This is a genomic window from Emticicia aquatica, assembly GCF_923079645.1.
GTDB classification, from domain to species: domain Bacteria; phylum Bacteroidota; class Bacteroidia; order Cytophagales; family Spirosomataceae; genus Emticicia; species Emticicia aquatica.
The window spans coordinates 59,582-73,653 of sequence record NZ_CAKLPY010000001.1 but is presented as its reverse complement, the minus strand read 5'-3'; the positions used below and the strand labels follow the sequence as shown (position 1 = coordinate 73,653).

The following is a 14,072-nucleotide window of genomic DNA, read 5'->3' as shown; positions in this document are numbered from 1 at the left end:
TTTTATAAAAAGTATGACCTACGGAATGAATCTCCTTTTATGGGGAACGGAAATAAATGAAGACCTTTTTCCTATTTTGGAGCAAATCAAAGCGATGGGTTTTGATGGCGTCGAAGTACCTATTTTTGATACCAACCCAGAAAATTGGTACGCGTGGAGAAAAAAATTAGATGAATTAAACCTAAAACGCATCGCAGTTACAATTTGTGGGGCAGATTTTAACCAAATCAGTCCTGACGAATCTATGCGAAAAGCAACCCTCGAACGCAATAAACGAGCAGTTGATTGTGCCATGGTTTTAGGGGCAGATTTGCTCACTGGTCCATACCATTCGGCACTTTGCCATTTTACAGGAAAACCCGCTACGCAACAAGAATGGCAATGGGCAGTTGAAAATTTGCAAGAATTGGCCCAATACGCCGACGATTTAGGAATTACGCTTGGACTTGAATACCTCAATCGTTTTGAAAGTTATTTGGTGTCATGTTCAGACGAATTATTGAAATTGGTAGAAGACATCAATCATCCTGCTTGTAAAATTATGTTTGATACTTTTCATGCCAATATTGAAGAAAAAAGTTTAGGTGACGCCATTCGTAAACTCTCAAAGCACTTAGTTCACGTACAAGTTTCGGAAAACGACCGCAGTACTGTTGGCAAAGGAAATGTTAATTGGGAAGATGTTTTCAAGGCATTGAAAGACATCAACTACGACGGTTGGTTGTCAATCGAAGCATTCAGTGAAAAACTGGCAGTTGCCAATATTTGGAGAAAAATGTTCGATTCGGAAGAACAATTAATGAAAGAAAGTCTATTGTTTTTAAAAACTCACGTATAAATAATCATGTCAAAACAAATAAACATCGCCATCGTCGGACTTGGTTTCGGGGCAGAATTTATTCCAATTTACCAACGTCATCCACAAGCAAATATGTATGCTATTTGCCAAAGAAATGTTGAAAAACTTAATGCTATTGGCGATACTTTCGGTGTTGAAGTTCGCTATTCAGATTACGACGAATTACTTAAAGACCCAAATATTGACGCGGTGCATATCAATTCGCCGATTCCGAACCACGCTGAGCAAACCTTAAAAGCACTTTATGCAGGAAAACACGTGGCTTGTACCGTTCCGATGGCTACTTCGGTTGAAGATTGCAAGGCAATAGTGAATGCTTGTAGAGAAACTGGCAAAAAATACATGATGATGGAAACGGTTGTTTACGCCCGTGAATTTTTGTTTGTAAAAGAACTTTATGAAAATGGAGAACTCGGAAAAGTACAATTCTTGAAAGCTTCACATCAACAAGATATGGAAGGTTGGCCAGACTATTGGCCTGGGCTTCCACCGATGCACTACGCAACACATTGCGTTGGTCCAGTGGCAGGTTTGTTGAAATTAGATGCCGAATATGTTTCATGTTTTGGTTCGGGAAGAATCAGTGAAGATTTAGTAAAAATCCATAATTCACCTTTTGCAGTTGAGTCTGCTCATATTAAGTTTAAAAACAGCGATTTAAGTGCTTATGTTTATCGCTCATTATTTGATGTAGCACGTCAATACCGTGAGAGTTTTGAAGTGTATGGTTCTAAAAAATCGTTCGAATGGGCTTTGATTGAAAATGAGCCAAACGTAATTCATACGGCGAAGAAGCCTGAACATGAGATTCCAGAAAAAGTACAAACCCCAGACTACGCACATTTATTACCAAAAGAGATTCAATCTTTTACAGGAAAAGGCGTTTATGATTCGGATGAAAATACACATTTGAGTTTTGCCCAAGGTGGCGGACATGGTGGCTCACACCCGCATTTGGCTCACGAATTTATTTCAGCATTGATTGAAGACCGTGACCCGTTCCCGAATGCCGCTCAATCTGCCAATTGGACATCTGTTGGAATTTTAGCCCATGAATCAGCAATGAAAGGCGGAGAAATTATCTATTTACCAGAGTTCTAAATGTTAGTTTTCTAGTTCTTGCACACATATCAGTGTTTGTGTGAACTGAAATTCTGATTAACTCAAAAGCAACATTTTGAACATTATACAAAAAAAACAAATGAAAAAACTCATTTTATTTCTAACCCTAATGCTCTCGTTTTCCACACTTTTTGCCCAAAAAGGACGAAGATTGGAAATACTTTTCCTCGGCGACAATGGACATCATAAACCCATCGAACGAGTGCCATCAATCATGGCGGCCTTAGGTAGTAAAGGTATTAATTTTACTTATACTGATAAATTAGAAGACATTAACACGCAAAATCTAGCAAAATATGATGCTTTGATGATTTTTGCCAATTGGGACGACATCACGCCGACAGCTGAAAAAGCCTTGCTTGATTATGTTGCTGCAGGAAAAGGCATTTTGCCCATTCACTGTGCTTCTTATTGCTTCAGAAATTCGCCCGAATACGTAAAACTCGTTGGTGGGCAGTTTTGGCGTCATCGAATGGATACAATTCAAGCCAATATCGTGCAACCAAATCATATAATTATGAAGGATTTGGGTACGATTAAAACTTTTGATGAAACGTATTTGCACAGCCAATTACAAGCTGATAATAATGTTTTGATGACGCGTGAAATAAAAGCTGACCAAACAAAAGACCGTCCAGAAGCAAAAACTGAACCTTATACTTGGACACGCAGCTACGGAAAAGGTCGAGTTTTTTATACAGCTTATGGACATGATGAAAATACTTGGACGAACGAGAATTTTCAGAAATTACTCGAAAATGGTATTCTTTGGGCTGTAAACGATGAAGCTAGAGCAGCTCATGCGGCACTTAACCCGAAACCATTTGAATATCGTCAAGCAAAATTGCCTAACTACGAAAAACGCCCTGGCGACCAATTGCAGCAATTAGCACTTTCACCAGAAGAATCGATGAAGCATATACAAGTGCCAGCCGACTTTACGTTAAGCCTTTTTGCTGCTGAACCAAATGTGCAACATCCGATTGCTATTTCTTGGGATGAACGTGGAAGATTGTACGTTTTGATAACCAAAGATTATCCAAACGAACGCAAAGAAACTGGCGGTAGCGATTATATTTTGATTTGTGAAGATACCGATAAAGACGGCAAAGCTGATAAATTTACCCATTTTGCAGATGGTTTAAGTATTCCGACAGGAATGGTTTTTGCTAATGGCGGACTTCTCGTTTCGCAAGCTCCGCACATGCTTTTCTTGAAAGATACTGATGGTGATGACAAAGCTGATCAAAAACAAGTTTTATTTACAGGTTTCGGAACGGGTGATACACACGCTGGCCCTTCAAACTTACATTATGGTTTTGATAACTGGGTTTGGGGTTGTGTTGGTTACTCTGGTTTTTCGGGACAAATTAATGGCGACAGTTTGAAATTTGGTCAAGCATTTTTTAGGTTCAAACCAGATGGTTCGAAACTTGAATGGACTACAAGTACTTCAAATAATACATGGGGAATGGGCTTTAACGAAGCAGGTGATGTTTTCGGTTCAACTGCCAACAATTCACACGGTTGGTATATGGCCATTCCACACAGTAATTTTTTGAACCCTGGTTTCAATAATGATAATGGAAGTCGTGGAACAGATACCCATAAAGATATGAAACCGATTACACCAAAAGTGCGTCAAGTTGATGTTTTTGGTGGTTTTACAGCAGCAGCGGGCCATAATTTTTATACAGCAAGGGCTTTCCCGAAAAATTATTGGAATCAAATTGCTTTTGTAGCCGAGCCAACTGGCCATATTTTACACCAAAATATGATGGTAAAAAAAGGCACAAACTACGAAGATAAAGAATCATTTAACTTAATGGCAGGTGCTGACGAATGGTTTTCGCCAGTTTTTGCGGAAGTTGGCCCTGATGGAGCCGTTTGGGTTGCCGACTGGTACAGTTATATTATTCAGCATAATCCAACGCCACAAGGTTTCAAAAACGGACTTGGAAATGCCTATGATACCGACTTGCGAGATTTTACACACGGTCGTATTTATCGAGTTGGATATAAAAATGCTCCCGATTATCAACCAATTCAACTTAGCATCAATCATCCTAATGAATTATTGCAAGCATTGTCAAACGATAATATGTTTTGGAGAAATCATGCCCAACGTTTATTGGTTGAGCGTGGCAAAGCTGACGTGATTCCTCAATTAATTACTTATATCAAAAACGAATCGGTTGATGAACTTGGGTTAAACCCTGCGGCCATTCATTCACTTTGGGTTTTACATGGTTTGGGGGCAATCGAAACAAACGCTGATGCTTTAAAAGCTGTTGTTGGTGCTTTGAAACATCCTTCTTGGGCGGTTCGTAAAAATGCCATTCAGGTTTTACCAAACAACGAAAATTCGGTAAATGTCATTTTACAAAATGATTTATTGAATGACAAAGAACCTTTGGTTGTACTTAATAGTGTTTTGGCCTTGAATCATTTACCATTAACTCCTACTGCTGAAAAAGCTATTCTTGCTCGCCTCGAACAAGCAACTGAAAGCAACGACCGTTGGTTGCCTGATGCTTTTGCCACAGCTCTGACGAGTCATAATTCGGTACTTTTGAAAAAATACTTGAACAGCTTGACAACAAAATCAGGGGCAATGGATATGCACCACGACCATTCGGCGATGCAACATGCAAAAGAAGTAAAAAAAGATGTTGCTGTTGCTCCAAAAGTAGCCGAAACCCAAAGCACACAAAACGCTCCTGACCTTATCATTTCAAACATTCGTATCGAACCAGCTTCACCTTTCGTGCGTGAAGGCATGAGATATTTTGTTGAAGTAAAAAATATTGGAAAAGATTCATTAAAAAATGGCAACGTAACTTCTTTGAAAATTGAGATTACTGGAATGGGGCAAAAATCAACGGTTTATAGCAAAGTTCATACAACAGGAATTGCTCCAAACGAAACCGTTACGATTAGCAAAAACACCAATGGGCCTTGGTCTGGAGATTTAGGTTATTCGACGGATTTGGCTGGAGAATACACTTTCACGGTTTTGGTTGATGATGAAAACAAAATAGTAGAAGGTAACGAAAAAAATAATGTATTCGTTAAAAAAGTCACTTACCAACAAGCACAGAAACTAAGCACGTTTGCCCTTGAAAGAGCTGCTCGCAGTTATGCGTCAGTTTCGCAAGCCGACTCGGTGGTTGCTTTATTGAAATTGTGGGATAAATTGCCAAATACTGAAAATGCGGCTTTATTAAAAGGACTTTCTAACGGTTGGAATCCTCGTAAAAAAGCAATAATAAGTGCTTCAAATGAGCAATTTATGGCGAGTTTAAGCAAAAAATTGACTGATGATAACCTGACAAGAATCAATAAACTGATGCAAGCTTGGAACTTGAAAAACTCAACGACTGATGCCGAGAAAGATGCTATTATTATCAACATCAAAACTGTTACGGAAGCGATGAAATTTGATAAAAAAGAGTTTTCAGTTCCTGCAGGAAAAACCATTATCATAGTACTCGAAAACCCTGATGCAATGCAACATAATTTGGTCATTGGGAAACCAAAATCGTTACAAATCATTGGGAATGCAGCTAACAAAATGATTACTCAAAAAGATGCAGTTGAGAAAAACTATGTTCCTGCCATACCACAAATCATTGCTTCAACACCATTAGTAAATCCTGGCGAAACCTATCGTTTGAAATTTACTGCCCCAGCCCAAGTTGGAGATTATCCATTTGTGTGTACTTTCCCAGGGCATTGGAGTATCATGAACGGAATTATGAAAGTAGTAAAATAACACTTTTCCCTAGAAAACATTGCTGATAAACAGCAGTGTTTTTCTATTTTAATTTGAAACTCAACAATAAGAAGGTTCTTCTAATATTTTCATAGCAAGATATTTGGAGAACCTTTATCTTTGGCTAAGATTTAATACAAAACCCATGATTCAATTCAACAAAACATTAGTAACTGATGATGAACTTCCTTGGGAAGTTGTCGAACCCAAAATCAAGCGTAAAATCATGTCCTATAACAATGATTTGATGCTCGTAAAAGTAGCTTTTCAAGAAGGTGGCGTTGGAGCTACGCACAAACATCCACATTTACAAATCAGCTACATCGCCAGCGGTATTTTTGAAATCACGATTGCTGGTGAAACCAAAATTTTGAAGGAAGGCGACGTATATTTCGTTCCGTCAGATGTGCTTCATGGAGCAGTTTGTATAGCTGATGGCGTGTTAATTGATGTTTTTAATCCGATGCGTGAAGATTTTATCAAAGCCTAACTTATCAAACTCTATGAAAACCGTCTCGTTAATTTTAGCTTTAACATTGCTATGCCAAATAGTTTTCGGGCAGTATAATCCTGAAAAACCAGACCTTTGTCAAGGTAAATTTTTCACCGTTGAAGATGCCAAAACGCTTCATGATGATTTTGCCAAACGATACTCAAACAAAAAAAGTTGGGAAAAACACGCTCAAGAAATCCGTCAAGGAATTTTGGAAGGAGCTGAATTAAGTAACTTTATATTCAAAAAACCAACAAATATTACTATTCATAGCAAAAAAGAATTGAATGGATACTCGGTAGAAAATGTTTCGTTTCAAAGTTTAGAGGGTATTTATGTTACAGGAAATTTGTATCGACCTTTGAAAACCGAAGGAAAATTGGCAGGCATTCTTTGTCCGCATGGACACGGAACAGACCCTCGTTTTGCAGCTTATACCCAGCAACGTTGTGCAACTCTTGCCCGCATGGGAGCCGTTGTTTTTGCTTATGATATGATTGGTATGGGCGACTCGCAGCAAAGCGACCACAAGATTGAGAAAGCATTAAAACTCCAAATTATAAATAGCAAAACTGCTTTAGATTTTTTACTAGATTTGCCTAATATTGATAAAAATCGCATCGCAATGACGGGCGAGTCTGGTGGTGGCACACAGACTTTTATTTTATCAGCCATTGACGACCGAATCAAAGTTTCTGCACCAGTTGTCATGGTTTCTGGCTACTTTTTTGGCGGATGCGTTTGTGAAAGCGGAATGGCCATTCATAAACGCCCAACTCATCAAACTACCAATGTAGAAATTGCCGCAACTTTTGCTCCAAAACCAATGATTTTGGTTTCTGATGGTGATGATTGGACTGCAAATACACCAACAATGGAATATCCTTACATTAAAAATGTTTATTCTTTTTATGGGGCGGCAAATAAGGTAGAAAACGTTCATCTCGCCACAGAAAAACACGATTATGGCATTTCTAAACGCTTGGCCGTTTATCCATTTTTGGCAAAATATTTAAAGCTAGACCTCCAAAAAGTAATGATTGATGGTAAAATTGACGAAGATTCCAACAAAATACTGACACGTACCGAATTACAAGTTTTTGATGAACGTCATTCTCGCCCTAGTAATGCCGTCATTGGTAATAATGAAGTGATGAAACTTTTAGAAAAAAAATAAAATGGCGGATAAAACAATCCTTTTAACACACGCTTTCGATGGAAAATTTGAGGAAATTTATGAGCATATTTTGGATTTTACAAAATTTGGCAAATTTCATCCCTACATGAAAAATGTAACCGAACTTTCTAAAATTGAACCGAATTGTATTAAATATCAAGTAAATGAAGAGGTTGTTTTATTTGGTTTCTTGAAAATAAAACCAAATTATGAAGCCGAAATAATTGAACTCGAACCCCAAAAACATATCCGATATTATAGTTTTATCAAAAATGCAGTGCGATTAAATATCAATTTTATTTTTCCTGAAAACCATGCAGAAAGCCCTATTAATGTTATCGAGCGAATCGAATTAAAAGGAAATGGTTTATTAATTGCTTATTTTGCATCAATTTTGACAAAAGCTCATTTTCAAACATTTGAGAATTTGAGAAAGAACCTAAAAACGAGCGAATGAAAGCAAGCAATTTATTGAATACTTCTTGGCGAAAAACAGCCTCAACTATTTATAAAAAACCAGTCGATTCTAAAATTTTCGGGTCAGTCGAAATTGATATTACGGATTTAGAAAAATATATCAATGAACAACGAAAAAAAGGCATAAAAATTACACTTACACATTTTTTTCTTTTGGCAACAGCTCGAGCCATCAAAGAGCAAGTTCCCGAACTCAATACTTATGTAAAACGAGGTAACATTTATTCGTACCAACAAATTGACGCAACCGTAAGTGTATTGCTTCAAAATGGTGAAATGGGTTCGGTAAAGATGCAAAATGTTGATACATTGACTCTGCAAGAATCGTCTATTAAATTGCGAGACGAAATCAGCAAATCGTACCGAGGCGATGAAAATGCAACCATGCAAATGAAAGAAAAACTCGCTCGTATTCCTTGGCCATTGCGAGGTTGGGTTTATCAAACGATTAAATATATTACCACAACATTAGGCATTTCGATTCCGCCTTTGGGGCTTTCTGCTAATAATTTTGGTTCATTTATTTTGTCCAATATTGGCAGTATTGGCTTAGATATTGGCTACCCAGCATTGATGCCGTCAGCTAATATTTCATTTGTATTGATCTTGGGAGGTATTAACAAAAAACCTTGGGTTGTTAATGATGAGATTGTTCCCCGAACAATTTTGACACTTGGAGCCGCCCTCGACCACCGAGTTATTGACGCTTCTCATGGTGGCAAATTATTCAGATATTTAAAGAAAATGGTCAATAATCCTACATTGTTGGAGATAAAATGATTTTATAAGCTGCTCATCAATGCTCTTCTCTCGAAGAGCATTGATTGTTTTATACATTGTTTCTTCGAATTCTTCACTCAAACTCCTTTCAGACATCCTTGTATCAATTTCAAACGTTTGCATAACGATTTCAAACGTTTGCGTGGCTTTTTATGAGAAAAGTCTTATTTTTTATTGCTAAAATGCACTAGAAATTAAGTTTATCGACAAAATTTCATTTAAACACCAATACGAATCATTTTTCTCCAAACAAAATTAATAAGCTAACTTAAAGGTAATACTATCTTAACTTTTCATTCGGCATAGGACACTATTTTTGTGCTTTCTATGATAAGAAATTTGAAACATCTATCAAAAATCAACGCATTATTTCAGTCACATTGTAGCAAAATACAAGAGTTTAATCAATTTTCTTAACCATTTAAAACAAAGCGTAACTAATGACAAAATAGTAAAACCAAAACAAGTTTCATGGTATTCTCACAATACAATTTTATCGTCATTGAGAATATCCTTCCTCCTAAGTCATCAAAATTTAAAGAAACCAATCAACGACAATGAATCAAAAATTACAAACAAGCAATGTCTCCTCAGTTATGAGAATTGCCGCTATTCAGTTATTCTTCACATTTTTGTGTGTTGATATTGGCTTTGCGAAAGAGATAAATCCATCTCAAACAAAAACAATCATCCAGCCTGTAGATATTACGATTAAAGGAAAAGTAAGCGATTCAGAATCAGGCGATGGACTTCCTGGTGTAAGTGTAACCATCAAAGGTAGCTCAAAAGGAGCTATTACAGATGTCAATGGTGATTTTTCAATTGCTGTTCCTGATAATAAATCTGTTTTAGTATTTAGTTACGTAGGATACACTGCCCAAGAAGTAGTAATTGGTAGTCAAACACAGTTGAATATTCAATTAAAATCTGATAGCAAAACATTGAGTGAAGTAGTGGTGGTTGGCTATGGTACAGCTAAAAAAACTGATATTACTGGTGCGGTGAAATCAGTCAGAAGTGAAGAATTTAACAAAGGAATTATCAACTCGCCTGAGCAATTATTACAAGGTAAAGTTGCAGGTGTAAATGTTACGTCGGCAAGTGGAGAGCCAGGTTCAGCACAAGGAATTACGATTAGAGGCCCTGGTGGTGTTCGTACAGGAAGTACACCACTATTTGTAGTGGATGGTTTAGCTTTAGATAATTCGGGAACAGGCGGAGCAATGAATCCGCTAACATTCTTGAATCCACAAGATATTGAAACAATTGATGTATTGAAAGATGCTTCCGCAACTGCCATTTATGGGTCACGTGGAGCAAATGGTGTTATTTTGATTACAACAAAAAAAGGGAAAGCAGGCAGCTCATCGCTTAACTATTCGGCAAGTTTAGGTATTTCAGAAATCGCACGTGCGTTGCCTATTTACACGGCCGACGAATACCGTAAAGCCGTACCAAGTGTAGGCGGTGTTTTAGAAGATTTGAAAGGAAATACCGACTGGCAAAAAGAAATTACACGAACCGCATACACACAAAACCATAACTTAACTTTGGGTGGCGGAGCAGGAAAATTGACTTATTATGCTTCGTTTGGTGCTCAAAAACAAGAAGGTATTCTGAAAAACAATGATTTAGACCGATATACAGGAAGAATCAACGTTAGCCAAAAGTTTTGGGATGACCGCTTAATAGTTGATGCCAACTTAAATGTAACTTCTACAACAAATGCTCGTCCACCAATTGGAAGCATGCTTGGAAATGCCATTTCTACCAACCCAACATACCCAGCGTATGATTCTAATGGAAATCCAGCAGTTTATCCAAACTTAGTGAATCCTTTGGTTAGTTTAAAGTTGGAAAAAGACATCACTAAAACAAACCGTTTGATTGGAAACATTTCTCCATCTTTCAAAATTACTAAAGATTTAACATACCGTTTAAATTATGGCATTGATAATTCAAACTCAGTTCGTGATTTAGAGTCTTTGCCTAATGCAGTGCCTTTACAAGACGGTCGCCTCGAAACCATTTACAATACGAACAGTAACAGTCTCATCGAAAACTACCTTACTTATTCGCACGATTGGAAAGACCATAGCCTAACGGCATTAGCAGGTCATTCTTATCAAAAGTTTTTCTTACAAGGACGTTCATCTAGTATCAATAAATTTCCAATTTCTGATATTGAGCCAATTTATAACCCAGGTTTAGGTCAAGAATTAACCCTTGCCAACAACAAACCATCGGGTTATGCTCTTAAAAATGAACTTCAATCATTTTTTTCAAGAGTAAATTATCAATACAAAAATAAGTACTTATTAACCGCAACTGTTCGTGCTGATGGTTCATCAAAATTCGGTGCAAACAATAAATACGGTATTTTCCCTTCATTTGCAGCAGGTTGGAGAATTTCGGAAGAAGAATTCATGAAATCTTCGCCAGTAAGTAATCTAAAATTAAGAGCTGGTTGGGGACAAACAGGTAATCAAGAAATTCCTTCAAAAATTACCCAAGCTTTGTTTACTTCACAAGTTGCGGCTTCAACGAGTTATCCTCTTAATTCATCAAATGTTTATCCAGCAGGAACTACCTACACTCGCTTGGCAAACCCTGATATTCAGTGGGAAGTTTCATCACAAAGTAATATTGGAGTTGATTTTGGCTTTTTGAATGGTGCGTTATCGGGCTCGGTTGACTATTTCAATAAAGTTTCAAACGATATTTTATTGGAAGTTATTCCTTCTGACCCAGTGCAGCCTGCGGGTACTTTCTGGACAAATGTTCACGACATGAAAATTGTCAATAAAGGTTTGGAAATTGATTTAGCTTACCGTCAAAAAACTAAAAGTGGACTTAACTATGGAATTGGTGGAAATGTTACTTTCATCAAAAATGTTGTTAATAATTCACCCTATTCGGTTATTCCTTCAGGAAGTGCATCAGGTTCTGGTTTAACCTCGGCTACAATTAATGGTTACATCAGCGGTCAGCCAATCGGTACGTTTTTCTTAAAAGAATTTACAGGATTTGACGACAAAGGTTTGAGTACTTACCGAGATGTTGATGGAGACGGACTTGTGACTGACAAAGATAGAATTGCAGCAGGAAGTGCATTGCCAACCATGCAATATAACTTTTTTGGAAATATCGGTTACAAAGGTTTCGATTTGATTGTCAATTTCAATGGTGTGCGTGGTAATAAAATTTATGATAATACTGCCAACTCGAATTTCTATAAATTGAGATTATCGAAAGGAATTAATACAACTCCTGAAGCCGTAAAAAATGCCAATGAATCAACAAATAATGCCGCTCCTGTTTCGACTAGATTCTTAAAAGATGGTGCATTCCTTCGTCTAAACAACTTGGCTTTAGGCTATAATTTCAATACGAGAGCATTAGGAATTGACAAATATATTCCAACATTACGTCTGTCAGTAACGGGCCAAAACCTTTTCGTTATCACGAAATATAACGGTTACGACCCAGAAGTTAACACTGACCGAACTATCAACGGAATATCGTCATACGGTATTGATTATTTAAGTTATCCAAAAGCTAAATCAATCATTTTTGGACTAAATGTTTCATTCTAATTTTTAGAAATTATGTCTAACTAAAAAAGGCATAAATAGTTGAAATCATAAAAATATTACTCAAATGAAAAAGAAAATATATTCAGTACTGATGCTTTTTAGTATCATATTTTTTGAAAGCTGTACCGACTTGAAAGAAGAAATCTTGGATGAAACGCTTTCTGCAGCTAAATTAACCGACAAACAAGCAGCCGACGGAATCATTGCTCCCGTTTATGCTCGTCTTCCCGATATTTTCTTGCATACTAACTATTTTGCCATTCAAGAAATCTCTACCGACGAAGCTATTTTACCATATCGTGGCGGTACCGATTGGGGCGATAACGGAATTTATATGGCTATGCACCAACATACCTACCAAAGTACTGACCCAAATTTGCGTAATACTTGGAACTTTATTTTGCAAGGAATGTCAAGAGCAATTACGGCAATCAATACTTTGCCAACCCTCAATGACCCAAGTGCAAAAGTGTATCTTGCAGAAGCAAGAGGTATGCGTGCCTACTACTCAATGTTAACTTTAGACCTTTTTGGTTTGGTTTTCGTGAAAGAGGACATCGGCGAAACATCAAAAATTATTCGTGGAGAAGAAGCTTTTCAATACATCAAAAATGAACTTCTTGCAATTGAGCCAAATTTAGATGCTACCGTCGGGCCTGGTCGCCTTTCAAAAGGTGCAGTTTGGGGTTTACTCGCTCGTTTGTATTTAAACGCCGCAGTTTACCGTGATATTTATGGTACGCCTAATTTCAAACCAGAAGAAATGGACAAAGTAACAGAGTATTGCGATAAAATTATTAACTCAGGACAATACAAGTTATCTGCTGACTATTTCTCAATTTTTGGGTCGGATAATCACACAAATCCAGAATTAATTTTTGCGATTGACCAAAGAGCAGAATTGAATGGACATAACCGTATGGCATATTTCTCGTTATCGGGTGACCAATTTCCGCTTCCAAATTATCCGAATGCCAACGGAACTGATGGCCCAGCCATTACCCCTGATTTTTATAGAACTTGGGCAAACGAATACGCACCAAAAGATCCAGCAGCAGTTGACCCAAGATTTCACAAGCAAAACTTGTCTATTTATTCTAATCCAGCCGATTCTTGTGTTGCTGAAGCAGATTTCAATATCAATCGTGGTATTTTACGTGGCCAACAATATGGCTTAATTAGAAAAAATGGTGTTTTCTTGAAGTGTCCAGATGGTAAAAACTTCAAAGTAGGTAAGCTTTTCAATGATACACGTAACCGCCCAACCGCACCGGTATTTTTTACTGAAAATGTTGACTTCACTACTGCAGGAAGTGATTATAGTTCGGGTTACAGAGTTGAAAAATATGAATTTAGCAAGAAGTCGGTTAGTGGACGAAACTTCGGTGAAGCCGATATCGTGATACTTCGTTTGGCTGATGTTTTTATGATGCGTGCCGAAGCAAAATTGCGTAAAAGTAATGATGCTGCAGGTGCTTTAGCCGACGTAAATATTGTTAGAGCTGCCAGAACATCTGCACCACCTGCATTGACATCAATGTCGTTGGATATTTTATTCAAAGAGCGTGGATTTGAGTTTTATTGGGAACACCAAAGACGTACAGATATGATTCGTTTTGGTAAATATGAAGGAACTTGGACTGAAAAAACTAACAGCGATAAGTTGAAGAGAATTTTCCCAATTCCACAAACTGCCATTGATGGTGCATCAAATCTTCCTGGTTATTTGAAACAAAACCAAGGGTATTAATATTATTCAAAATTTCGATAGAAGAGGCGTTGTTTGGCAACGT

General features: G+C 37.4%; 9 protein-coding genes. All 9 read left to right on the top strand.

The genetic code is table 11. The features are described 5' to 3' along the window. Positions 1-25: 25 nt before the first annotated feature. The 9 genes from MJQ71_RS00225 to MJQ71_RS00185 all read left to right on the top strand — a co-directional run bounded on the left by MJQ71_RS00225 (position 26) and on the right by MJQ71_RS00185 (position 14,029). Positions 26-838, top strand: coding sequence for a sugar phosphate isomerase/epimerase family protein (locus MJQ71_RS00225; RefSeq protein WP_238803704.1), 813 nt, complete (start codon positions 26-28; stop codon positions 836-838). A gap of 6 nt (positions 839-844) precedes the next feature. After that, positions 845-1,960 carry a Gfo/Idh/MocA family protein gene (locus MJQ71_RS00220; RefSeq protein ID WP_238803703.1) on the top strand — a complete coding sequence of 372 codons (1,116 nt, stop codon included), beginning with the start codon at positions 845-847 and terminating at the stop codon, positions 1,958-1,960. A gap of 100 nt (positions 1,961-2,060) precedes the next feature. Then, complete coding sequence (locus MJQ71_RS00215) at positions 2,061-5,756, top strand: PVC-type heme-binding CxxCH protein (RefSeq protein WP_238803702.1); 3,696 nt, start codon at positions 2,061-2,063, stop codon at positions 5,754-5,756. A 145-nt stretch (positions 5,757-5,901) separates the two neighbouring features. Further along, positions 5,902-6,246 (top strand): cupin domain-containing protein, encoded by a 345-nt coding sequence (locus tag MJQ71_RS00210; protein ID WP_238803701.1) that lies wholly within the window; start codon positions 5,902-5,904, stop codon positions 6,244-6,246. A 13-nt stretch (positions 6,247-6,259) separates the two neighbouring features. Next, entirely contained in the window at positions 6,260-7,426 is a 1,167-nt protein-coding gene (locus MJQ71_RS00205; RefSeq protein WP_238803700.1) for an alpha/beta hydrolase family protein, read from the top strand. Between the two features lies 1 nt (position 7,427). Continuing rightward, positions 7,428-7,883: a hypothetical protein gene (locus MJQ71_RS00200; RefSeq protein ID WP_238803699.1), complete on the top strand. Its 456-nt coding sequence runs from the start codon at positions 7,428-7,430 to the stop codon at positions 7,881-7,883. Beyond that, a complete protein-coding gene (locus MJQ71_RS00195) occupies positions 7,880-8,683 on the top strand; it encodes a 2-oxo acid dehydrogenase subunit E2 (protein ID WP_238803698.1) in 804 nt (267 codons plus the stop codon). Before MJQ71_RS00200 ends, MJQ71_RS00195 begins: the two co-directional genes overlap by 4 nt. A gap of 557 nt (positions 8,684-9,240) precedes the next feature. Then, a complete protein-coding gene (locus MJQ71_RS00190) occupies positions 9,241-12,279 on the top strand; it encodes a SusC/RagA family TonB-linked outer membrane protein (RefSeq protein ID WP_238803697.1) in 3,039 nt (1,012 codons plus the stop codon). Between the two features lie 64 nt (positions 12,280-12,343). After that, complete coding sequence (locus tag MJQ71_RS00185; protein WP_238803696.1) at positions 12,344-14,029, top strand: RagB/SusD family nutrient uptake outer membrane protein; 1,686 nt, start codon at positions 12,344-12,346, stop codon at positions 14,027-14,029. Positions 14,030-14,072: the final 43 nt, after the last annotated feature.

What these genes read in the sequence shown, in the direction of transcription:
- MJQ71_RS00225 (WP_238803704.1), top strand. Translation starts at nt 26, where the DNA reads ATGAATCTCCTTTTATGGGGAACGGAAATAAATGAAGACCTTTTTCCT.
- MJQ71_RS00220 (WP_238803703.1), top strand. Translation starts at nt 845, where the DNA reads ATGTCAAAACAAATAAACATCGCCATCGTCGGACTTGGTTTCGGGGCA.
- MJQ71_RS00215 (WP_238803702.1), top strand. Translation starts at nt 2,061, where the DNA reads ATGAAAAAACTCATTTTATTTCTAACCCTAATGCTCTCGTTTTCCACA.
- MJQ71_RS00210 (WP_238803701.1), top strand. Translation starts at nt 5,902, where the DNA reads ATGATTCAATTCAACAAAACATTAGTAACTGATGATGAACTTCCTTGG.
- MJQ71_RS00205 (WP_238803700.1), top strand. Translation starts at nt 6,260, where the DNA reads ATGAAAACCGTCTCGTTAATTTTAGCTTTAACATTGCTATGCCAAATA.
- MJQ71_RS00200 (WP_238803699.1), top strand. Translation starts at nt 7,428, where the DNA reads ATGGCGGATAAAACAATCCTTTTAACACACGCTTTCGATGGAAAATTT.
- MJQ71_RS00195 (WP_238803698.1), top strand. Translation starts at nt 7,880, where the DNA reads ATGAAAGCAAGCAATTTATTGAATACTTCTTGGCGAAAAACAGCCTCA.
- MJQ71_RS00190 (WP_238803697.1), top strand. Translation starts at nt 9,241, where the DNA reads ATGAATCAAAAATTACAAACAAGCAATGTCTCCTCAGTTATGAGAATT.
- MJQ71_RS00185 (WP_238803696.1), top strand. Translation starts at nt 12,344, where the DNA reads ATGAAAAAGAAAATATATTCAGTACTGATGCTTTTTAGTATCATATTT.